The sequence below is a fragment of the Sporosarcina sp. FSL K6-1508 genome (genome assembly GCF_038007465.1).
Classification (GTDB): domain Bacteria; phylum Bacillota; class Bacilli; order Bacillales_A; family Planococcaceae; genus Sporosarcina; species Sporosarcina psychrophila_B.
Genome location: NZ_JBBOXF010000001.1, coordinates 879468 through 902422 on the forward strand (window position 1 = coordinate 879468; position 22955 = coordinate 902422).

Annotated in this window: 20 protein-coding genes and 1 riboswitch; of the genes, 12 read left to right on the top strand and 8 right to left on the bottom strand. The window is 39.4% G+C overall.

Annotation, left to right across the window (positions count from 1 at the left end):
* Positions 1-146 precede the first annotated feature (146 nt).
* On the bottom strand, positions 147-1337 hold the full coding sequence (locus tag MKZ11_RS04080) for a coenzyme F420-0:L-glutamate ligase (RefSeq protein WP_340792745.1): 1191 nt from the start codon (positions 1335-1337) through the stop codon (positions 147-149).
* A 216-nt stretch (positions 1338-1553) separates the two neighbouring features.
* Here MKZ11_RS04080 and MKZ11_RS04085 point away from each other — a divergent pair, with 216 nt between their 5' ends.
* On the top strand, positions 1554-2444 hold the full coding sequence (locus MKZ11_RS04085; protein WP_340792746.1) for a LysR family transcriptional regulator: 891 nt from the start codon (positions 1554-1556) through the stop codon (positions 2442-2444).
* Positions 2445-2531: 87 nt separating this feature from the next.
* On the opposite strand, the gene MKZ11_RS04090 is transcribed toward MKZ11_RS04085, so the two are convergent.
* Positions 2532-3716, bottom strand: coding sequence for an MFS transporter (locus MKZ11_RS04090; RefSeq protein ID WP_340792747.1), 1185 nt, complete (start codon positions 3714-3716; stop codon positions 2532-2534).
* Positions 3717-3728: 12 nt separating this feature from the next.
* On the bottom strand, positions 3729-4148 hold the full coding sequence (locus tag MKZ11_RS04095; RefSeq protein WP_340796908.1) for a MarR family winged helix-turn-helix transcriptional regulator: 420 nt from the start codon (positions 4146-4148) through the stop codon (positions 3729-3731).
* 161 nt (positions 4149-4309) lie between these two features.
* Between MKZ11_RS04095 and MKZ11_RS04100 the strand changes: the two genes are divergently transcribed.
* From MKZ11_RS04100 to MKZ11_RS04115, 4 genes are all read left to right on the top strand, one after another.
* Entirely contained in the window at positions 4310-5110 is an 801-nt protein-coding gene (locus MKZ11_RS04100) for an ABC transporter ATP-binding protein (protein WP_340792748.1), read from the top strand.
* Positions 5103-6755: a hypothetical protein gene (locus MKZ11_RS04105; protein ID WP_340792749.1), complete on the top strand. Its 1653-nt coding sequence runs from the start codon at positions 5103-5105 to the stop codon at positions 6753-6755. Before MKZ11_RS04100 ends, MKZ11_RS04105 begins: the two co-directional genes overlap by 8 nt.
* Before the next feature lie 336 nt (positions 6756-7091).
* Positions 7092-7619 carry a PadR family transcriptional regulator gene (locus tag MKZ11_RS04110; protein WP_340792750.1) on the top strand — a complete coding sequence of 176 codons (528 nt, stop codon included), beginning with the start codon at positions 7092-7094 and terminating at the stop codon, positions 7617-7619.
* Complete coding sequence (locus MKZ11_RS04115; protein WP_340792751.1) at positions 7619-8353, top strand: CPBP family intramembrane glutamic endopeptidase; 735 nt, start codon at positions 7619-7621, stop codon at positions 8351-8353. The genes MKZ11_RS04110 and MKZ11_RS04115 overlap by 1 nt, the downstream gene beginning before the upstream one ends.
* Positions 8354-9031: 678 nt before the next feature.
* Here MKZ11_RS04115 and MKZ11_RS04120 read toward each other — a convergent pair.
* Positions 9032-10333, bottom strand: coding sequence for a uracil/xanthine transporter (locus MKZ11_RS04120; protein WP_340792752.1), 1302 nt, complete (start codon positions 10331-10333; stop codon positions 9032-9034).
* A 341-nt stretch (positions 10334-10674) separates the two neighbouring features.
* On the opposite strand from MKZ11_RS04120, the gene MKZ11_RS04125 reads away from it, so the two are divergent.
* Positions 10675-11283 (top strand): class I SAM-dependent methyltransferase, encoded by a 609-nt coding sequence (locus MKZ11_RS04125; RefSeq protein ID WP_340792753.1) that lies wholly within the window; start codon positions 10675-10677, stop codon positions 11281-11283.
* Between the two features lie 45 nt (positions 11284-11328).
* Here MKZ11_RS04125 and MKZ11_RS04130 read toward each other — a convergent pair whose 3' ends face one another.
* The gene (locus MKZ11_RS04130; protein ID WP_340792754.1) at positions 11329-13269 is read right to left on the bottom strand and encodes a translation factor GTPase family protein; all 1941 of its coding nucleotides are present in this window, start codon (positions 13267-13269) and stop codon (positions 11329-11331) included.
* A 120-nt stretch (positions 13270-13389) separates the two neighbouring features.
* Here MKZ11_RS04130 and MKZ11_RS04135 point away from each other — a divergent pair, with 120 nt between their 5' ends.
* Entirely contained in the window at positions 13390-13566 is a 177-nt protein-coding gene (locus tag MKZ11_RS04135; RefSeq protein WP_340792755.1) for a hypothetical protein, read from the top strand.
* 1231 nt (positions 13567-14797) lie between these two features.
* Here the strand turns inward: MKZ11_RS04135 and MKZ11_RS04140 are convergent.
* Positions 14798-15025, bottom strand: coding sequence for a hypothetical protein (locus tag MKZ11_RS04140; protein ID WP_340792756.1), 228 nt, complete (start codon positions 15023-15025; stop codon positions 14798-14800).
* Between the two features lie 266 nt (positions 15026-15291).
* Positions 15292-15486, bottom strand: a riboswitch (cobalamin riboswitch).
* 142 nt (positions 15487-15628) lie between these two features.
* Between MKZ11_RS04140 and MKZ11_RS04145 the strand changes: the two genes are divergently transcribed.
* A complete protein-coding gene (locus MKZ11_RS04145; RefSeq protein WP_340792757.1) occupies positions 15629-16861 on the top strand; it encodes an MFS transporter in 1233 nt (410 codons plus the stop codon).
* Positions 16862-16866: 5 nt separating this feature from the next.
* On the opposite strand, the gene MKZ11_RS04150 is transcribed toward MKZ11_RS04145, so the two are convergent.
* Positions 16867-17736 (bottom strand): AraC family transcriptional regulator, encoded by an 870-nt coding sequence (locus tag MKZ11_RS04150; protein WP_340792758.1) that lies wholly within the window; start codon positions 17734-17736, stop codon positions 16867-16869.
* Positions 17737-18422: 686 nt separating this feature from the next.
* Between MKZ11_RS04150 and MKZ11_RS04155 the strand changes: the two genes are divergently transcribed.
* The 4 genes from MKZ11_RS04155 (at position 18423) to MKZ11_RS04170 (ending at position 22067) form a co-directional block, all read left to right on the top strand.
* Positions 18423-19235 carry a serine hydrolase gene (locus MKZ11_RS04155; protein ID WP_340792759.1) on the top strand — a complete coding sequence of 271 codons (813 nt, stop codon included), beginning with the start codon at positions 18423-18425 and terminating at the stop codon, positions 19233-19235.
* A 131-nt stretch (positions 19236-19366) separates the two neighbouring features.
* The gene (locus tag MKZ11_RS04160) at positions 19367-20218 is read left to right on the top strand and encodes a class I SAM-dependent methyltransferase (protein WP_340792760.1); all 852 of its coding nucleotides are present in this window, start codon (positions 19367-19369) and stop codon (positions 20216-20218) included.
* Between the two features lie 94 nt (positions 20219-20312).
* Complete coding sequence (locus MKZ11_RS04165; protein WP_340792761.1) at positions 20313-21569, top strand: MFS transporter; 1257 nt, start codon at positions 20313-20315, stop codon at positions 21567-21569.
* Positions 21570-21704: 135 nt separating this feature from the next.
* Positions 21705-22067: a helix-turn-helix domain-containing protein gene (locus MKZ11_RS04170; RefSeq protein ID WP_340792762.1), complete on the top strand. Its 363-nt coding sequence runs from the start codon at positions 21705-21707 to the stop codon at positions 22065-22067.
* A 42-nt stretch (positions 22068-22109) separates the two neighbouring features.
* Here MKZ11_RS04170 and MKZ11_RS04175 read toward each other — a convergent pair whose 3' ends face one another.
* The gene (locus MKZ11_RS04175; protein WP_340792763.1) at positions 22110-22742 is read right to left on the bottom strand and encodes a CBS domain-containing protein; all 633 of its coding nucleotides are present in this window, start codon (positions 22740-22742) and stop codon (positions 22110-22112) included.
* Positions 22743-22955 lie beyond the last annotated feature (213 nt).

Here is a 22955-nt window from a genome sequence, read left to right on the forward strand (position 1 = left end):
ATTTGTTACAGAGAATAGATTGAAATTGCTCCAATAGGGGGGGGAAACACGTATTATACTCCACAGCAAGGAACTATTGCGGTTTTGAAAAAAAGCCAGATGCTCATTGAATGTTGAAATGAGCATCTGGCTTTGCATTATTTATTTTATTTCGTAAAGTTATCAAAATACCCTTGGATAAAGACAATCGGTGTACCTTTGTCTCCGCTCCCTGATGTTAAATCGGATAGAGAGCCAATAAGATCGGTAAGTTTTCTTGGTGTCGTACCTTGTGCTTCCATCGAGCCTACTAGATCCTCGTCTTTATCACGAATGAATTGGGATACAGCTTGTTTCAGTTCTTCGCCTCTTAAATCAGCAAAATTATTATCAGCAAGGTATTTTAACTTGATTTCATTAGGGGTACCATCAAGCCCTGCTGTGTAAGCTGGTGATACAACTGGATCCGCAAGTTCCCAGATCTTACCTACTGGATCTTTGAATGCGCCATCTCCATAAATCATGACTTCAACATTTTTACCTGTTTTTTCTTTAAGCATATGCTGTATTTTGTCCACTGTAGGTTGGCAATTACGTGGGAAAAGTTTAACGTCATCTTCTGTAGATTTATTTGATCCGAGCAAACCATAGTCTTCATTATATCCACTGCCATCAATAGACTCAGCTAATATGTCGTCGAGGCTATAAACGTTAATTCCACCATTTGCTTTTAGTATTTTCTTAGTTCTAAATCTCGTGTGTATATCACAAGCAAGAACATGTTTTGTGTAATCTAAAATAGTCTTTGGATTATTTGAGAAAATAACTTCACATTCAACACCATATTCTTCAACTAACGATTTATAGTAATCAATATAATCAACACCTGTAAAAGTATGTTTACCATATCCAAAATGATCACGGAATTGTTTTTCTGTTAAAACGTCTGTCCAAGGATTAATTCCTTTTTCATCAAGCATGTCCAGATCCACTAAGTGGTTACCAACTTCATCAGATGGATAGCTAAGCATTAAAACAACTTTTTTAACGCCTTTTGCAATGCCGCGAAGACAGATTGCAAAACGATTACGGCTTAAGATTGGGAATATAACGCCGACAGTTTCTTCACCAAATTTTGAACTTACGTCTTTGGCAATATTATCGATGGATGCATAATTCCCTTGTGCACGAGCAACGATTGATTCTGTTATTGTAACGATATCTTTATCATTAATGGTAAAGCCTTCAACTTCTGAAGCTTTTAACACACTATCTACAACGATTTCTTCTATATTGTCGCCTCGATTTATGATTGGGCAACGAAGGCCTCTTACAACTGTACCAACTACTCTTTCCAATAGTATCGCTCCTTCAAATTATCAAGTTTACTTACCTTGCTTCAACCGGATGTCACAAATCTTGAAAGGAATTAATCGCGCAAGCGCAAATCAAAATTGGGACGCAATTACGCCGAGGTATAATTGCTATTATTTAACTACCCACTTGTAATATACATTACTCTAATGGTATAAGTAAAATTAATATATCAAATGGTAGGTATAAGGAGTGGTTATGTGGTCAGCAAATTAGATTTATATAAAGTATTTTGTAAGGTAGGGAAAAGTGAAAGTTTCTCCGAGGCTGCTAAAGAACTTTACATGACACAACCAGCAGTCAGTCAAGCGATCAAGCAATTGGAAAAGGAATTAGATACACGTCTTTTTAATCGAACACCTAAAGGGGTTTCTTTAACAAATGAAGGCAACCTTCTATTTGAGTATGCTAACTCGGCAATTAATTTACTCCATGTTGGGGAAGAAAAAATTTTAGAATTTAAAAATTTAACGACAGGTGAATTAAAAATAGGTGTAGGTGATACTATTTCTAGATATTTTCTCCTTCCCTATTTAGAGGCTTTCCATAATAGATACCCGAATATCAAGTTTACCATTGCAAATGGCACAACAATTGAACTTTGCTCGATTTTAAAATCGGGAGGGGTGGATATCGCCATTTGTAACCTTCCAATAGACGATCCTACATTGGAACTGAGACCCTGTTTTGAAATTCAGGATACATTTGTTTACGGAGAAAGATTTAAGAAAATATTAGCAAAGCCGTTAAGTCTTCATGAATTAGTCAAACTCCCGTTAATTTTTCTTGAATCAAAATCAAATTCTAGAAAGTACGTAGAGGATTATCTGATTTCGAAAGGTATACAGATAGCGCCGGAATTTGAATTAGGCTCCCATGACTTATTATTAGAGTTTGCAAAAATTAACTTAGGGATCGCTTGCGTGACGAAAGAGTTTTCTCAAGACTATTTAACGAAAGGACTATTATCAGAAGTACAACTAACTGAAGAAATACCAAGGAGAAATGTAGGCGTATGTTTTTTGAAAAGTGTGCCTCTATCGCCTGCCTCAACTAAATTTGTTGAGATTGTTGAAAATGAGCAGCTATAAAATACATCATTTGAAGATGTAATAAGCGAAAGCGCAAAAAAGGGATATCCACGTACAGGATACCCCTTTTTTGCGCTTTCATTAAATTTAAGCCCAGGTCGCGCGTTCTTTCTTTCCATGAAGAAAGTAGTAAAGAACTGAAGTAGCGAGAACCAACACACCCATGATGATATATAGCGTACTGTATCCTGTTACGGGAATGATGAAACCAAGTAGATATGGACCAAACCCGAGTCCCGCATCCAATGCAATGAAGAAAGTCGACGTTGCCAGTCCCAAACGATGGGTAGGAGTTAGTTTAACCGCAATGGCCTGGGTGCTTGACTGCATATTCCCAAAACCAAGACCGATAAGGGCACCGGCTGCTAACAAAGTGAAACCACTACTTGCTGAACTCAGAAGCAACATTCCCGCTCCAAAGATCAGAAAAGCAGGGTACATAATATAGTTCGCCCCTTTCACGTCCATTAAGCGTCCAGTAAAAGGACGTGATACCAATACTGCGATTGCGTATATAACGAAGAAGAAACTGGCTGTTTCAACCAGATTGATTTCAATTGCATAGAAATTGATAAATGAAAGGACACTAGAGTAACAAAAAGCGACTGCAAGCGTAACGACAGCAATTGGCAGTGCCTTTGGCTCAATAAAGTTGGAAAGTTTGAATCCTTTTATCGCCACTGTATCTGTTGCTTTCTCTACCACTGGCACACGCAGGAAGAAGGCTGTTAGCAAACAAATGACCCCTAATACCAGACAGAAGCCAAAGATCACAGGATAGCTTGTATGCTGGCTCATAAAGAGACCAATGAAAGGCCCGATTGCGGTAGCAAGTGTCGCGCTCATACTGTAATAGCCGATGCCTTCTCCTCTTCGTGTTGTCGGTATAATTTGAGCCACTATCGTTCCTGTTGCTGTGCTCGCCACACCCAATGCAATCCCGTGGACTAGACGATTAATAAGCAGGAAGGTAAGGCCGAAATTTGCAAAATATAAAGTGGTTGTCAGTGTGAAAAAAATAAGGCCAATGAATAAAGTTCTTTTGCGACCAATCGAATCGATAAAGCGTCCGATAAATAACCGTCCAATCAAAGTTCCAATGATAAAGATTCCTGTTACAAGGCCGGCCTGACTTGTAGTCGCATTGAATTCAGCCACTGCGTAAACGGCAATTGTCACCATTAATAAATAAAAGATTAACGTTAAGATAAAATTGACAGAGGAAACAACGATGAAATCCTTCGTCCATAATTTAGGTTTTGTTTGAGTCATATGTTTGTCTCCTTATCCGATAAGATTGTTTCGTATTCCTTCCATAACACGGATTGTCTCGAGTTGTTCCTCTTCTGAAATTCCTTGTAAAATGTCCTGTTCAAATTGGTCAATCGTCACCCGGACGTCCTTATATACTATTTTCCCAAGATCTGTAAGCTTCATTCTTTTTTCACGTTTGTCTTTGCCGGGAATATGCTCTACATAGCCCAGTTCTTCTAAACGGTTAATGGTCCTCGTAATGGTGGGTTTCTCGACACTTTGATAATGGGAAAGCTCCACTAGCGTTGCGGAATCATTATTGGATAAGTAATACAGAATGGACCATTGCGCTCTATACAGATCGTGCTTGGCAAGCTGCAAATTGAGGTGATTCTCAAAGGGGCGGTATAACAGCAATAGTTGATGAAAGAATCTTTGATAAATCTGTATCTTAAACACCTCCTGTAAAATATAGTTACCCTCAGTAACTATATTATGTTAACATAAATTAGGAATTCAGTCTAGGGGTTTGGTTTAATTAGGAAGTCAGTCATAATCCAGGGCGAATAAGTGATAGAATAGTAGAATAATTATGTTTGAGAGGTGCGAAAATGGAATCTATAGCTGAAAAGATATTGTCTCTTAAAAATGTAACGATGGATTATGGGGGAAAACGTGTACTAAATGGTGTGAATTTGGAAGTGTCCAAAGGTCAAATTATTGGCTATATCGGTCCTAATGGTGCGGGAAAGAGTACAACGGTTAAAATTATGCTAGGTTTAATTGATAATTACCGAGGCGAAGTTGAAATTTTTGGCCAGGATATTGCTTTGGGCGATCCATCGTACAAACGAAAGATCGGCTACGTTCCGGAAAATGCTGAGGCGTATGATAATTTGACGGCGAGTGAGTATTTGATATTTACTGCCGAGCTTTACGGAATGAATCGTGCCCATGCAGAAGAAAAAGCGACGAAACTAATGCATGAATTTGAGTTAGGAGACGTCATTCATACGAGACTTTCTTCGTTTTCAAAAGGAATGAAGCAAAAGGTCCTCATTATTTCGAGTTTACTTCATGATCCAGATTTATTGTTTTTAGATGAACCGTTAAGCGGGTTAGACGCAAACAGTATGATGGTCATTCAGGAGATTTTATTGCAACTTGCAGCGCGGGGAAAAACAATTTTTTATTCTTCACATATCATGGATCTCGTTGAGAAAATCAGCAACCGGATTGTTTTGCTTGTTAAGGGTGAGGTCATTGCAGATGGTAGTTTTAAGGAGTTACAAGAAATGAGTGAAGAAGGGACCCTTGCGGAGATTTTCAATCAATTGACCGGGTTTACCGAGCATAAAAACAGAGCAGAAAATTTTGTTTCAATTGTCCAAGAGGAGCAGGTACATGCGTAACTTTCAATCATTAAAGTTCCTTGCTTTATTCAAGAACATGTTTATAAAATTTGGGATTGACTATGAAGCGATGCAAAAAATATTACGTGTTAAATTGACGATGGATGAAAGAAGAGTACCGACAATATTTAATGATGCGAAAAAAAAGAAGGACGGCAATCAGTTTTTAAAATCTCTTTGGATCTACGGATTATATGGGATTATGTTAATCCCGTTTATTGTGCTTGGAGATAATTATATCTTTCAAATGAGCATTGTCTTTGGCATGATTATGTTTATTTTAATGACTTCTATGATTTCTGATTTTTCGACTGTATTGCTCGATGTGAGGGACAAAAACATTTTACAAACGAAACCAATTAGCGGGAAGACGATTGGTGCGGCTAAAATTGTCCATGTCATGATTTATATGACCTTCATAACGGGGGCGTTTGTTACGATCCCGGTCCTCGTCAGCCTTTTTAGTCACGGCTTTATTTTTATGCTCATTTTTTTAGCCGGGCTATTGTTTACAATGCTCTTTGTCGTTGTGTTAACTTCGTTGCTTTATTTGTTTGTCTTACGATTTTTCGATGGTGAAAGACTAAAGGATATTATTAACTACGTGCAAATTCTTTTATCCGTTGGAGTTATCGTGGGCTATCAAATACTGATCCGGTCATTTGAGTTTGTTGACTTGAATATGACGTATACATTTAGTTGGTGGCATCTGTTCATCCCGCCAATTTGGTATGGTGCACCTTTTGAATTGTTGCTGGCGCATAATTTCACCAATTACATGATAGGTTTTGTGGTTCTTGCCGTATGTATTCCACTTATTGCAATTTATTGTTATGCTCGGCTGATGCCTTCTTTTGAACGGAATTTAGAAAAGTTAATGAGTGATACGAAAAAAAGGAAAAAGAAAAGCAATCGACTGGATGAGTTGTGGGCGAGAATAACATGCCGACGTAATGAGGAGAGAGTGTTCTTTCGTTTTGCCGCGCTTATGATGAAACAAGAAAGAGAATTCAAGTTAAAAGTGTATCCGGCCCTTGGTATGTCAATTATTTTTCCGTTCATCTTTATCTTTAATGAATTACGTGACCGAACGTTGGCGGATATTGGAACGGGTAACTCATTTTTATTTATCTATTTTTGCAACCTGATGATACCAAACATTGTTCTCATGCTAAGGTATTCAGGGAATTATAAAGGTAGTTGGCTTTTCAAGACAGCTCCCATTTACCAAGTCTCTTCTGTTTACAGTGGGGCATTAAAAGCATTGTTGGTGAAGTTATATGTACCTGTCCTTTTCTTACTTAGTTGTGTGTTTATCTGGATTTTTTCGGTGAGAATACTACCAGACCTAGTCGCGGTTTTGTTAGCTGGAATCGGTCAAACGCTTGTTACATATAAACTTGTTAATGATGAGGAGTATCCTTTTTCAAAGTCGTTTGAATTTACCCAAGAAGCTGGCGGGGCTAAAATGCTACTGCTCAGCTTGGTCACCGGTGTATTTGTAGTGGGTCATCTCATTGCCAACGTGTTCGAGTATGGGATTTATGTCTATCTCGTTCTGCTTCTTGCAGTGGTTCTCATAGGTTGGCGAATGGTTTTTCCGTCAAAAGGTAGTATAGAGTTTGCTCGAGGCAGTGGGAAATAATTCATCTTGCCATAAATATAATTGCAATCGAAAAGCACATGATGACAGAGGAAAAACTTCTGATATTATGTGCTTTTTGTCGAATGAATATAACCACTATTTATGTTGATATAAATAATCCCCTTGAAGCCGCCTTCACTCAGCTTATGTAGGTATTCATTTGTTCAATTTATATAGTTTAGAATTGCTAGGAGTGCTGCGGTTGAAATGTCTAGACATTTGAAAAAAGAGGTATGACTTCTCCGCATATAAATAATTTTCATTGTAATATTTGCAATATTGCCACATAATATATCTAAACGATATATAGTTTAGATATACACAAGGAGTGATGTAATGCTTGAACATATACTTCTAGGGTTATTACGTGAACAGCCAATGACTGGATATGAGTTAAAGAAGACGATTGATTCAACGGTTGGGTTTTTCTACAGAACAAGTTTTGGAAGTTTATACCCTGCGTTAAGAAGACTTGAAGAAAAAGAGTATGTAATCGTGGAGGAGGTAAAAGGCGACAGTAAAAATAAAAAAATGTATACATTACAGAAAGACGGGGAGGTGGCATTCGTTGAATGGCTTAAGCAACCACTGAAAAGTTCCAAAAATGAACATTTACTAAGAATTTTCTTTTTAGACTACCTCGATGAAGAAAAACAAAATTTCCTTTTAAAAGAATATCAAAACAAATTGAAAAGTGAGCGGCATAAGCTGAAAGAAGTCGAAAAGATTGTTATAGGAGAACTGGAGGGGATTACCAATCCTCAGGACTTCTATTATCGCTTGTCTGTTTTGCAATATGGCGTCAGACATTTTGAAATGGAACTGGATTGGTTAGAGGATATCATAAGGAGGAAAGATGTTTAATGGAAAACGACAAGTCTTATTCCCGTAAACACCCTATTAAAAGTATTATTATGGTTGAAGTTAGTTTTTTATTAGCGGTTTTTATAGCTGGAGCAATTGCAACTATTAACCAGTTAAGCTACAACTCTCCGATATTGATATCATTCATTCCAACTGCATTAGTTCTAATCGTCTATTTTACTTGGAAAGGAAAATGGACTTCTTTTGGTTTCGAAGTCGGTGTGGTAAGAACAAATTGGCTATATTATTTACCTCTCCTCGCCATCTTGGTTATTTTATGTTTTCAAGGGTTCGATTACGTGCCCATAGAAACAATTGCTTTCTATGTTGGCTTTGCAACTTTAGTTGGTTTTGTTGAGGAAAGTATTTACAGAGGGATAATGATAAAAATCTTATTACCTTTAGGGATAGTACCGGCAATATTGACGTCTAGCCTATTATTTTCATTAACACACGTCCTAAACTTGTTATCAGGGCAGAGTATTGGGCAAACGGTGCTTCAACTGGTTTACGCATTCCTGATAGGTATTGTGTTAGCACAACTATTTATTAAAAATGGTAGCATTTATCCGTTAATACTATTTCATACGTTGCACAATTTAATTCAGTTTTTAGGCAAAGGCGGATCTACTGCGGTTCTTGATGGAACAGTTATCGTTATCCTGGCATTAACGGCTGTTTCATTAGCTCTATCGCTGAAGAAAAAATATACAAATGAATCAATTCCATACTAGAGGATTTTGTATTAAAACCCGAACAAGGTTGATGTCCACTCCAAGCGGACGCTTTCTTACCTCTAGTCAAGTAATTTCTAAAGAAATTGGTGGGGGAATAAAGAATAACCCGAGGCAATTGCTTTTCGTTCCAGCGCTCGCTTTCCGCGGGCATGGCTTGAGCCTCCTCGTCCGCTTCACTCCCTGTGGGGTCTCAAGGCTCATGCTATTCCCGCAGGAGTCGAGCGCTTCCACTACAAGCAACAAGAGAAAGGAATCAAGAAAGGTTAGGAATACGAGGGCTCCCCACTAGAGAAGTTAAGTATCACAAATAGATCTGACGATTATCTGTTTTTTTCGAAAGGTCTTCTGTGCTATAAGCTCCGCGGGCACGGCTTCAATCTTCTCGTCACTGCGTTCCTGCAGGACTTTCAGCTAAGGAAGAGTGAACTTTCTCTTCCTATCTTTGCCTTCTGTTCCCGCTGGAGTCGCCGCCTTCCGTCACCATCAACGGAACTCATTCACATAAACGAATAATTAATTGCTAAAACACGTTAATGTTTGTACTTTTATTTAAAATAAGCAATTATGAAATTGACTCAAATAGCTTAATTTTATGAGTATGAAACAATCGAAAAAGCACATGGTGACAGAGGAGAAAGCTTCTGAAATTATGTGCTTTTCTATGAACAGTGTTCTTTACAACTTCACACGGCTCTTATTACCAACATAATACAGGAACTCCATAAAGAGCGCGACCAGAATCCCCATGAGCATGCCATTCGACAGGATAGGTCTTATTAGTTGCGGAATCGTTGTAAAAACAGTTGCTGGAAGTGACATGATTGATAGCCCAAGTAGCGCAGGCAAGGCAATGCGATAGACGGTTGTAGGTTCAAATGTCAATCCTTCAATATTGCGGATTGCTGAACGAAAAAGCTGTAAATAAGCGACGAACAATACCGTGTTACCAACGCTATGCGGAATTGTTGAGAAGAAGGCACTTAATTGCGGAACCATCCCCAAGAAGATGAATAATACGGATCCTACAAAAAAGGGAGCCCTTTCACGAATGCCTGTTGACTGCAAAAAGCCTAACGAGGAGGCGTATGGTGCATAAGGGACGAGTCCAAGAGCGCCTGAAGCCGTCGATAGCAGTCCCGTCAACATAAAGGAAGCTCGGTATTGCTTGGGTGTCGTCTCCTTTTCAAAAATATCTTCCGCCCCTTTTAATGTGGCAATCGTATTCGTGGTATTGAGTAACCCTGTAATGACGACCGTAATAACAATACCCCACTCAAAGGCGGGTTGCCCCCAAGGAAACCAAGTAAGGAAGGGAGTTGTTTTGATAGTCTCTGTTACTTCCGCAGGAAATAATAGGATAGCTCCTATCCATCCGACTGTCATCCCGATGAGCAGGTTTAAACTGCTGATAATGCCTTTCCCTTTCACATGGATAAGGATTGTCAGTGCGGCGAGAGTAAATGAAAAGCAGGCGACCTTTACATCGATGAAATTTCCAGTATTTAGACCAATCATCCCTTTCAGGAAAATCGTGATGAGCTGATTGGCCAATAGTAAAAGAAAGACGAACATTACAATAGGCGTAAACCACTTTTTTAAAACTTCTCCCATGCCTAAAACACCAAAGGCTGTAACGAGAATGCCCGAAATTATAACTCCGACTGCTATGCTTCCGCCAATCGTAGTTAGTTCAAGATTCATTGCACTTGCAGTGGCTGCCAAGCTTAAAATGACGCCCCACCATAATCCAGATTGTCCCTCCATTATCGCCAAGCGATGCCCAATAAGTCCTTGCAGCAAACAAGCTACCCCCGTGAAAATGAAGGAGCGTTGGATTGCAGAAACAATTTCAACAGACTCCAATTGAAAAGCCGCGCCAACCGAGATTGGAATGACGACCGTATTGGCAAACATAAAGAATAGCCACTGAAATCCAGCTAATAATGTCACAGACGCTTGTAATGATTTGGTGTCCATGCCATCCGCTCCTCTCTGTCGACTCTTATTTAATGGAATTTACATATACGGGGGATTATACCATACTGGCAACCTATAGTAGACTGATTTTTTAAAACAATTAAATTAAGGTGTTCATATATATGTTGAAGTAAAGAACTCCATTGCACCTCTGCACCTCTTAAGGCACCTTCGCTTCGTTTATACAGCGGGTTCAGTCCTTCAGCTTATATAGTTGGAATTACCCGCTGAATACAGGTCCAACTATTCATCGGGTAAAAGTTTGACTTCGTTTTTAAAATGTCGGTGATTTTTTCTTCTGTTAAGATACAATGGGTATAAACACGTTGGGAGGAATGGCTATGTATGATAAAGAATACGATCGGTTGCTACGCATTAAAACCGTAGGAACGCGGGAATGGCTGCATCAATCCTCTCATTATAACCGCTATGAAGCGACACCTTACAAGGCGCTAGATGATTTTTTTCAAGACTATGAACTAAAGAGCACGGACAAGCTCGTAGATTTTGGATGTGGCAAAGGAAGACTACCCTTTTATATACATAACCGATTTGGTGTTTCGGTTACGGGGATTGAAATGAGTGGGCAGCTGTATCAGGAAGCACTTGAAAACCAGGCGAATTACATGCAAAAGGCCAAGCAATCAAGCGCCTTTATTCGCTTTGAACGTTGTCTGGCGGAAGAGTATGAAGTGGAGGCGAAGGATAATCGATTTTACTTTTTCAATCCGTTTTCCATTCAAATTTTCATGACAGTCATTGATAATATCCTTCTTTCAGTCGAACAACAGAAAAGGTCCGTTGATATAATCCTTTATTACCCGACTAGCGATTATATCGAGTTCCTTGAGACGAGCACCCCTTTTGAACTGATAAAGGGAGTGAAGGTATCCAGCATGTATGAAAAAGATCCGAATGAACTATTTTTAGTGTTTCGTTTCGGTGAATGATCCGACAAAAGTAAAGCCGTGTTTCAAGAGAAACACGGCTTTACTTTATAAACAATGCATCGCGTCCCTTGCCTCTTTCCAGGGGACGGGGTAGCCTTTTCCTTTGGCGCAAAAGATGGAAGTGGACGAATACTCGGGGTCCGCTTCTTTGTTGTATCCAATTCTTTCAATGACTTGTTCTTCATTGTGGCAACGGTCATAGCCGCCGAATAACAGACTGAGTGTCCCTTTACCGTGGGTGAATGAAGCGAAGGCGGCACTGTAGTTCATAAAGGTAGCTACAGGGACCCGTCCTTTTATAAGTACTTTATCCCCGATGGTTTCAGGTGCAACAAAGTTGCCGTGTGCTTGCTGGATATCAGACAGAACCCTTCCCATATTATCCAGATCTACTTTTATTTTAAAATCGTAGTACGGTTCTAGCAGTGTATTTTTCGCTTGTTCTAGACCTTGTCGCAATGCCCGGAAAGCAGCTTCTCTAAAGTCACCGCCGGATGTGTGCTCGTTATGACCACGTCCCGTCAGCAAGGTTATTTTCACATCAGTGAGAGCTGAACCGGTTAATAAGCCATGATGATCCCGTTCAAATAAATGACTGTGTACCAAATTTTGGTGACCGATAGACAAGTCATTGGCGTGACAGACGTTATCAAACTGTATGCCGCTATTTCTTTCTGCAGGTTCCATCAAAAGATGGACTTCCGCGTAATGCCTTAAAGGCTCAAAATGACCATAACCCGTTACGGTTGTTTCGATGGTCTCCTTATAAAGTATTTTAGGTTCGCCGAAAGAGACTTGAATCGAAAAACGCTCGTTAACAATTTGTTGGAGTACTTCGAGCTGGATGACACCCATAACATGAACATGAATTTCTTGAAAATGTTCATCCCAGAAGACGCGCAAAGAAGGATCCTCCGCATCGAGTAGGTTAAAACATCGAAGTACTTCTTTCACATGGATGGCAGCGTCGAAAATCACTTTCGACTTAAGGGTAGGCATCATGTCAAAGGTCGCTTTTTCTTTTAGTGCTCCAACACCGTCCCCAATGCATGCTTGTGTTAATCCAGTAACTGCAAACAGTTCACCGGCATGAACATGGTCAATTGCTTTAAATTTATTGCCATTATAGACGCGTATTTGTGTGACTTTCTCTGTGTAATCTCCATAGTTTATTTCGTCTCTGACACGTAGCGTGCCGCTTAATGATTTAAGGAAGGTGACCCTGTTTCCGCTGTCATCATGGCGGATTTTATAGACCTGGGCGGCGAACTCGTTGTCATCGTCGTAAGAAGCTGCTGTTAATAAATCGAGTTTCTCGAAAAACGCCATGACGCCAATGTCCTTTAGTGCAGAACCACTGGACAGAGCGAAGGTTTTATTGTCGCTAATCATTTTCTTTAATGTTTCAAGCCATAGATCCTTGTCATACCCTGATTCCATATAGGTTTCAAGCAGTGCTTCATCACGTTCTGCGATAAATTCAATGAGTTCCTCTTGCATAATTCCTTCTTTGAAAGAGGATGTAAGATCACAGACGTTTTCCGATAGATTGGTGCGAATTTCATGGAGTACACTTGCGATGTCTGTTCCTTCACGATCGGTTTTATTGATGAAGAAGAAAGTAGGAACCTGATGTTTGCGAAGCAGTTGCCAGACGGTTTCCGTATGGCCTTCCACGCCGTCGCTTGCGCTAATAATGATGATGGCATAGTCCATCACTTGAATGGCCCGCTCCATTTCAGGGGAAAAATCGACGTGTCCAGGTGTGTCGATAATGTAGTAGGTGGAGCCATTATAGGAAATGGATGCTTGGTCTGCAAAAACTGTAATGCCTCTTTCCTTTTCAATTGTATGGCTGTCGAGAAAGGCGTCTTGATGGTCAACGCGCCCTCTTTGTTTAATGCTTTTTGTGTGATAAAGCAGTTGTTCAGAGAAAGTTGTTTTTCCTGCATCTACGTGTGCAAGTATGCCAATTGTTTTATACATGATGTCGCCCCTGTCTGTTTTTGGCTAATACCTTTAGTATAGCAAATCTGAATTGGGCGAATGACCTTAAATAGGTGGTATACTGTAAAGACAAATTTAGTACGGGGGAGGAATCAGATTTTGAAATATTCAAGAACGAAAATGGAGCAGCTTGTAAAGAATGATAAGGAGCTAGCGAAACGTCTGAAACAGATAATGGCTGAGCTTGACTTAGAGAAGAGTTTCGCGTTGAAAGCATTGTATCATGCGGATGTAAAAGATGGCGGGACACATCAGAGGAATTATCAGGAGCTGTAAATACGTTAAAAGCGTGGAAAGTCTATTATGACTGTCACGCTTTTTTTGATGCCTTTTTTACCTGATCATTTCCGGTTCGCTTTCGGCGAACTGTTCATGACATCTTTACCGAGAGGCAAGTGTGTGGCTAGGAATTGCAGTTCATTGCTCCTAGTTAATCCTGTTGCGAATAGTTGCCTGTCGCATCCCTACACATCAAGACATCTCGGTAATCATATAGAGGTCGTTCAATCCAAGCAATCCCAAAGTAATTGTACAAGAAGTGCCTATATATGTTGAATTAAAGAATCCTATTGAATCTGCTGCGGTGCTCAATAAGAAGAGAGTTGTAATTCGGGATGTGGATTGTAGAACGTTTGGCGCTTTGGGGATGCCTTTCGCTAGGTTGTTCATTATCGAGAGAACTGTCATTTTGAGATGTATATGGTGAGATTGTAAGGTGATTACTATTTGATACTATATAAATTGAAATAAAGAATTCCATTGAACCGCTACGACGCTAGGGGATGCCTCCTGCCATAAGCCAGATGAGGTTTTCTTTAACCTATCTGGAATAACTTCTTGACATTAACTGTATAATTTCTGCAAAGAACGCAGAGATTATACAAACCGAACTCTTCGTTGTTCGGTTGGCTACCCCTGTTAAGGCGCCTTCGCTCAGTATATATACCGGATTCAACATATATAATTATAGTCAAGAAATCCGCAATCTAGGTTGCGGATTTCTTCACAGCTAATAAAATGCGCTTTCTCACACAGACCATCCAGCGAAGGCGCGTCTTCGTGGTAGCCGGAGCGATAAGACTGAAAGGGATCTTCTTTCTGGCTTATCGCGGGAGGCATCCACAAAGCGTCGAAGCGGTATTAGCAGAATTTCTAATTCATTCCTCATGTATTGGAACAATCGTTGATCACATTCAATCTATTTATGGCACTCCAGGTTACAGGTCTCATCCACAAAAACGAAATGCAATTTCTCAACATAGACCACCCAGCGAAGGCGCGACTTCGTGGTAGCCGGAGCGATAAGACTGAAAGTGCTCTCCTTTCCGGCTTATCGCGGGAGGCATCCACAAAGCGTCGAAGCGGTATTAGCAGGAATTCTAATTTGCTCTAAGTACTAAGGCTTTTTCAGTGGCCTCCCAAAATCCCTTGTAAAGCGTATACGCTGTATTCATTTGTTCAACATATATAGTGTTGGATTCAGTTAGTTACTGGTTGTTTTTTTAGCTTAATCTTCTGGTGAACCGATTACTTCGTGTTTGATTTCATCGAATGCTTTTTGGAGGTTACATGAATAAAGTTTTTTTACCTCTTCGTTTATAGTCGTTATTTTTCCAATCTGATCTTCGTAATAAGAATAGGTTGAAGACAGTGATTGTGATTCGCTTATGATGAGGTTTGTCATTAAGACATGTTTGAATGCGTCCAGGTAATATTCTTTTGTTCCAAGTTCCATTGGCTAAAATCCCTTTCTATTATGGAAATAAAAAAAGCATCTTCCTCGTTACTCGTAAGGAAGATGCTAGTATGCGTAAATTTGTATGGTCGCTTGTTGCCGTAACGAATAATTCATAACCAGAAGAACACTATTGAAAGCATAGCGAAAGAAGAGGAATGGATTCCTCCTGTGTTTCTTTCCGATTACGTTTTCTCGTACGGCGGCTTTTACAAGTAATTGCTCGATCATAGCCGCACTTAACACCTCCTATCCGCGTAGGGTATTGGTGTGTACTGAAATAGGCAGGTCTCCTGGCTCATGATCATCGCGTTCTTTTCCCTTCCCATTACGAATTAGTAACAGTGGAATTAAAAAGATTGCTCCCATTTACAGTTGCGGGACAGCGTCGGTTTTTCACCGAACTTCCCATTTAAGCTTTCATACAAACGTAAAAAAGCACCTAATTTCTACACGTTATTCAGTTGTGCTTTTACTATAACATACATATCGTCCGACTTAACGCGATTGCTAAACAAGGGACATATTATTGGCCCTTTACCGCAAATTTGGACAAGAAAAGTTCTATCTACCTTACTATACTCAACTTAAGGGGGATAGAAAATGAACAGATTAAAAACAACAGATCCATATCGAGTTTACATTTTTACATGCTTCTTATCGCAATTGTTTTTCACATTTATATTTACGGTGAACCTGTTGTATCATGTGCAAACTGTAAAGCTTGATCCGCTACAACTCGTGTTAATAGGGACTGTTTTGGAGCTATCCGTTTTTCTTTTTGAGATTCCAACTGGAGTTGTTTCGGATTTGAAAAGCCGGAAGTTATCTATAATAATTGGGTATATTTTAATAGGAATCGGTTTTTTAATTGAAGGGGTATTTCCCTATTTTGTAACGGTGCTAGTGGCTCAAATCGCATGGGGGATTGGCTATACCTTTACTAGTGGCTCTCAGCAAGCCTGGATTGCGGATGAAATAGGGGAGGAACGTGCTTCGCAGGCATTTATAAAAGGAGCAAAGGCTGGAAACCTCGGCCAAGTCATAGCAATTCCGCTAAGTATTGCTATGGGCTTTTTCATGATTAACTTGCCAATCATTATCGGTGGGCTATGCATGGTTGGATTGGCCGTCTATTTAATGATTTTCATGAAAGAAGAAAACTTTAAACCATTAGATAAAGAAGAAAGAATATCTACATGGGAGAGTATGAAGGGAAATATGGGCAAAATTGTTTTCCATTCTAAAGCTAGTTTCATCATGCGAATGCTATTCCTTATCGCTTTAGTCGTTGGATTTTATAGCGAAGGTTTTGACCGTTTATGGATCTCACATTTTTTTGAAGGCTCAAATATATCAACGTTAACGGATGAAAAATTAGTCGTGATAATGGGGGGCATTCAATTTATTGTCGTGCTCGTTTCCTTTGCAGCACTCCACTTTTTGAATCGAAGTGCAATCCACCAGAATTTAAGACGCATCTACGTTGTTCTTTTTGTAGCAAGTTTTCTAATCGTCATTTCATTAATTGGTTTTGCGTACTCAACTTACGTGATCAGCTTGCTAATCTTTTATGTGATTATCCAAGTAACAAGGCAAGTCATGTATCCATTAGAAGACATTTGGCTTAATAAAATTATTCCTGATTCCTCTACACGGGCAACGTTCTTTTCGGTAAAAGGCCAAGTGGATGCCATTGGTCAAATTGGAGGAGGTCCGATAATTGGAGTTGTAGCGTCAACCTTTACAATAAAAATCGCACTCATTGTTAGTGCAATTTTATTAACTCCAGTATTGTTTCTATATAAAATAATTTTGAATAAATCTAGAGGGTGAATTGTTCACCCCTTTTGTCTTACTTTTATCGGTAGGTAGATTTCCATATAGATTTTTTCGTACTCCCAGTCATGACAGCGTTCGTCATAATATTCAAAGTCAAAGCCTGTTTCATCGACTTCATAAAAAGATTGAGGTAACCAGTCTTCCAAAATATAGTGCCAAGTTCCTTTGATGGAAGAGACAAACTGCTCTACTTTAACGAGTGGAGTCCTAAAAACCGCATAAGTTGCATCTGTTATTTGCAACTTTGTCAGTCCGACGGGCAGTTGAACATCTTGATCGTAATTTACTGCGAATAAATAAGTAAATCTGTCTTCTATTTCTGTACTGCTTAAATTTATACAATACTCACCATGTTTTTTGGGAGATAATGCTTCGTACAGCATTCGTTCGATGGATTCATCTGGGGAAATTCTTTGGTCCCAAAAGGCAGGGGCGTCTCTTGTATAACAGATGTTTTCAATAGCACTTTCAAATGTTTTACCTGCAATTGTAAAGGCTTGCTTCTGAACAATTTTAGGTTGCATAACAATGCCGCCTACCTTTTTTTGATCGAGACTCAATAGATCAATTTTCTGAGGTAAGGATAGTGGGCAGTGGAGTCTGTATAGGCTTGGAGGGCTACCAAAACATTTCTTGAAGGCTCTTGTAAAACCGGAATGCGTTTCAAATCCATATTCCAAAGCGATTTGAATAATCTTTCCACCCTTTACTAATTCATATAACGCGTATTGTAGCTTTCTTTTTAAGACATAATCCATAATCGTATAACCAATATGTTTATCAAAAATCCTATAAAAGTGATAAGGAGAATAGCCAACCATTTTCGCTAGGTCCTCAGCTTTAATGTCATCTTTAATATGATTCTCCACATAATCGATAACTTGTTGCAGTAAAATTAACTGTTGGATATGAACCGCCCGCCTCTTAAATTTATAAAAGATATATGACCATCAAGATTCAACCGTGAATGAAGTGACAGAAAAACAACTCAAAACAACTCTATCATGAACACAATATCGAAAGCATAAGTATTTTTAAAAGTTTTACAACTATGTATGTTGAATTAAAGAATCCCATTAGAATCTGCTGTGGTGCTCACTAATGAGAGAGTTGTAATTCGGGGTGAGGATTGTAGATCGCTTGGCGCTTTGGGGATGCCTTCCGCGACCCCTTTGCCGCGCCTGCGCTAGGGTGTTTATTATTGAGAGAAATGTGATTTCGAGATATATATGTCGAGATTATAAGTGATCACTAGTTGATACTACTTATAGTCAAGAAAGACGCACTCCAGGTTGCAGATTTCATCACAGCTAATGAAATGCGCTTTCTCAAATAGACCATCCAGCGCAGGCGCGTCTTCGTGGTAGCTGGGGCGATAAGACTGAAAGGGATCTTCTTTCTGGCTTATCGCGGGAGGCATCCACAAAGCGTCGAAGCGGTATTGGTAGGAGTTCTAATCTTGATACTTTTTCAGCGGCCTCCCAAAAGCCCTTGTAAAACGCATACGTCGTATTCATTTGTTCAACATATGTCGTCAAACTAGGAGGATTCGAGCATGAAAAATCTTTCAACTATAATCCAGGATTTGATAGAAAACACGACAGGTACGTGGGGAATCGTTCTAGAGGATTTGGATTTACATGACAAGTGGATTTGGAATGGCAATGAAGTGTTTTATGCGGCTAGTGTGATTAAGGTGCCAATTATGGCGGCCGTTTTCTCCGCTATTCAAAGAGAATCTATGAAATTGAGTGATCAGATTTTATTGGAAAAAGAAGATTTTGTCGGCGGTTCGGGTGTACTTCAACATTTGACACCGGGAACCTCTTTGACCTTATATGACCTCATCACTTTGATGATTATACAAAGTGATAATACAGCAACGAATATTCTTATTGATCTCATCGGGGTTGAAGACATTCAACAAACGATGAGAGAGGCTGGCATGGAAAAGAGTACATTTTATAATAAACTGATGACACAATCCATTATAACGAAAGGCATCAATCAGGTTACGGCTCTAGATATGGCCAAACTGTTAAAAGAAATTGTGACAGGAAGAATGGTATCGGCCTATGCGGGGGTGCAAATGATTGAGATTATGAAAAAACAGCAAATTAGAGACTGTCTGCCAGAAAAACTACCTTCTCCATATTCAGCTCTTATGAATGGGGAAGTTAGATGGGATTTGGCTAACAAAACCGGATGGATACCGAGTGTTCGCCATGATGTAGGAATCTTTTACGTAGGCCAACGAAAATTGATTGCCTCTGTTTTATCAAAAGAAGTAGATGATTTACAGTCAAAACAGATACTGGCGGATATAGGGTTGGAGATCTATAACTATTTAATAACAAACGAAAAATAGGATAAATAATGTAGCAGAATTTTAAATTCAAATAAAGGGGAAATAAGCAGTTTCCTCGAAATGAAGTGTTAGAAAGGTATTTGTATGAACGGTATTTCACTAAATACTTTACATAAAAATGAGGTGTCTAAATGAGTGATTTTACGATAGGAACCATTGTAGAATGTATGGCGTCCAATGAAGACTTGAATATGAGGGATATTCAACGAGTTCAGACGGAGCATCGTCTTAAGCTTGTAGAGTTCTGGGGAATCAAAGAAGGAAGCCGCGTGTTAGAAATTGGTTGTGGGCAAGGTGATACGACGGCTGCCTTAGCGTATGCTGTTGGGAAAGAAGGGTTCGTCCATGGTATAGATATTGCGTCTTCCGATTACGGGGCCCCCTTAACACTTGGGGATTCCGCACATTACTTACAGAGATCAACGTTAGGGAAACAGCTAAAGATGGAGTTCGACATAGACATTTTATCGGCAGAAATTGATTTCCCGAAAAATAGTTTTGACTATATTGTTTTCTCGCATTGCTCCTGGTATTTAAAATCATTTGAGGAATTGGAAGCAATGCTAACAAAGATTAAAAAATGGGGTAAGAGCTTATGTTTTGCCGAATGGGACTCAAGAATTGAAATGATTGAACAATATCCACATTTCTTAGCTGTGCTCATTCAATCCCAATATGAGTGTTTCAAAGAAAGCAGTCTCTCGAATGTGCGTACATTATTTACGCCAACAGATGTTAGGCGTATTGCGGAAAGGGCGGATTGGACGATTACTAATGAACAATCAATCCATTCGCCTCAGTTGCAAGATGCTGAATGGGAAATTGCCATGACGGTTGCTGATTACAAAGAGGAGATTAAGTACCTTATTAATTTGCCTGATAAACTAAAATTGCTTATTCAATCCGAAGTGATTTTATTAGAAGAGGCGCAAAAGAATCATGCAATTAAACCGTTGTCCACATATGTATTTATTGCAGAGTAATAGGGTTGCTGCAATTGTAAAATTTTGATTTTTCCTTATTTTTCAATGTCCCTTATTGTACACTGTACGTATGGAGTGAAGGGGGAATGAAAGTGTGAAAAGGTATAGTAAAGAGGAGAACAGCTGGATTTTCTATGATTGGGCGAACTCTGCGTATTCGATTATTATTACGACTGCGGTGTTTCCGCTGTACTATAAGGCGGTTGCGACGGATGCCGGTGTGAGTATGTCGAATTCGACTGCGTATTTGGGGTATACGGTTGCCATTGCGACGTTCATACTGGCGCTGATTGGCCCTCTTTTAGGAACGATTGCGGACTATGAAGGATTAAAGAAAAAGTTCTTTCTATTCTTTTTCCTGATGGGGACAGCCGCTACAGTTTCTCTGGCATTCGTACCGAGTGGCAACTGGTTATGGTTATTGATTATTTACACGATTACCGCCGTAGGTTTTCACGGGGCTAATATATTTTACGATGCATTTTTAGTTGACGTCACGCCGGAAGAGCGGATGAATAAGATATCTGCACGGGGCTTTGGGTTAGGGTATATCGGGAGCACGATTCCATTCATTATTAGTATTGCGATCATTCTTTTGGCTGATAACGAAATTATCCCTCTTGCAACATCAACTGCCAGCAGGATAGCCTTTGTTATTACAGCGACTTGGTGGTTCGTGTTCACAATTCCAATGCTCAAAAATGTACATCAAATTCATGGTATTAAGCGTGAACCGAATTTGCTGACTAGTGGTTTTAGGCGTCTAGGCGGTACATTTAAAGAGATTCGGAAATACCGGACAGTATTTTTATTTCTGTTGGCTTATTTCTTCTATATAGATGGAGTTGGAACGATCATTTCAATGTCCACAGCGTACGGGACTGATTTAGGGATTAGCGCAACGAATCTTCTAATTATCTTGTTTGTCACGCAGGTTGTGGCGGCGCCTTTCGCAATTCTTTACGGTAAATTGGCCCAGAAGTTCACAGGAAAAAAGATGCTATACGTGGGGATCTGTGTTTATATCATTGTTTGCATTTATGCGTTCTTCATGAAATCGACAATGGATTTCTGGGTATTAGCAATGCTTGTTGCCACGTCACAAGGCGGTATTCAGGCACTTAGCCGTTCATATTTTGCGAGGCTTGTGCCGAAAGAAAAGTCCAATGAATTTTTTGGCTTCTATAACATTTTCGGCAAATTTGCATCGGTTATGGGGCCATTGCTTGTAGGGGTGACCGCCCAGCTAACAGGAAGTTCTGCGTATGGGGTCTTCAGCCTTATTATCCTGTTTATTATCGGAATCATTATTCTCTCGCGGGTACCTGAACCGGATACGAAAGTTATTTAAAGAAATTATAGAGCGAGGCGCATATGCTGTAATATGTCCTCGCTTTTTTAGATAATAGACAGATAGAGAGTCAAATGAATTGTGAAGGCAGGCCGCGTTATGTCAAAAGTTAGTTAAATAATTGTGGGGAGATGTGTGAAAATTAGAATTAGCGATTTTATTAAGCAGATAAAAACGACAAAAGATACAGTTCGGCATTATGAAGAACTTGATCTAATGCGGCCGGTTTGGATAAATGGAACAAGGGATTACACGGATAAAGATCAGAATGACTTTTATGCTATAAAAGAAATGCAGTCGATGGGATTGTCGTTAAAAGATATTCAGGCCATCTTTGAAATTAAAAGAAATGACGGCTGCGGTTCTGAACAATTAATAGAGGGCGTTTTAAATAGTTTGAATTGCGAGCTGAAACTTATATCCGAAGCGGAGGAAGAGCTTAACAAGAAAAGGCTCTTGATTCAAGGATTGGTGAAGGATCTAGAGGAGTTAGGCTGAATTTTAAAATGTAAGAAAAAAGAAGAGGAAATCTCCTCTTCTTCAGTTTCTCTTTTCAATTTTATCGACCTGCAAAATTCGAAAGCCTTCTTTTTCAAGTTTTTCTTTCAACTTATCGATTTCAGCATCAGTCTTACCACCCTCAAGAGTGAGAACTACTCTTCGAGCAAGGACAGAGCCGTTATCCAACGTGAACATTCCTTCGATATGTTCGCCACGTAACGTTTTCGTCAACTTTTCAATCATACCTTTAGCTTCAGTTGAAGATATTGTAAGATTGATACCCCCCGTTTTTAATCCGAAGGCATCTCCTAGTACACTTTCAACTTTGTTATGCGTTAAAATCCCGACAAGTTTGCCATGCTCGACAACACTTAAAAAAGGCAAGGCCTTAATTTGGATGAGTGCAGTTAAAAAAGAAGAACGCTCTGTTATAAATATATCCTGATGCATCAGCAGATGATCAATTCGCTCGCTTTTCTCACCATTTTCTTCATAAAGATATTCAATCAAGTGGACTTTATAAATCATACCTTTATAGTTGTCTTCACTGTCTACAACCGGAATACATCTGTACCCGCTCGCATTGATGGCATCCAGTGCTTCACCTACAGTTTGATTGCTATTTACAGTAGCGACTCCTAGTCTCTCCATTAGCAGGTCTCTTACATGCATAATTATTCCTCCTCATTCAATAAGTGTCTGTATTATCACAATTTTTAATCTATGATACTATTAGTATAATCAAAACTTGGAAAGCAGTACAACTAATTATACAACAATATTTCTAAGTTAATGATGCGTATTGCCTCTAAAATGGTTTCTACTTTTATTTTTAAATTAATTAATTATCACTAGTGTTGCATAAAAAAATGATTTAAAATTCTT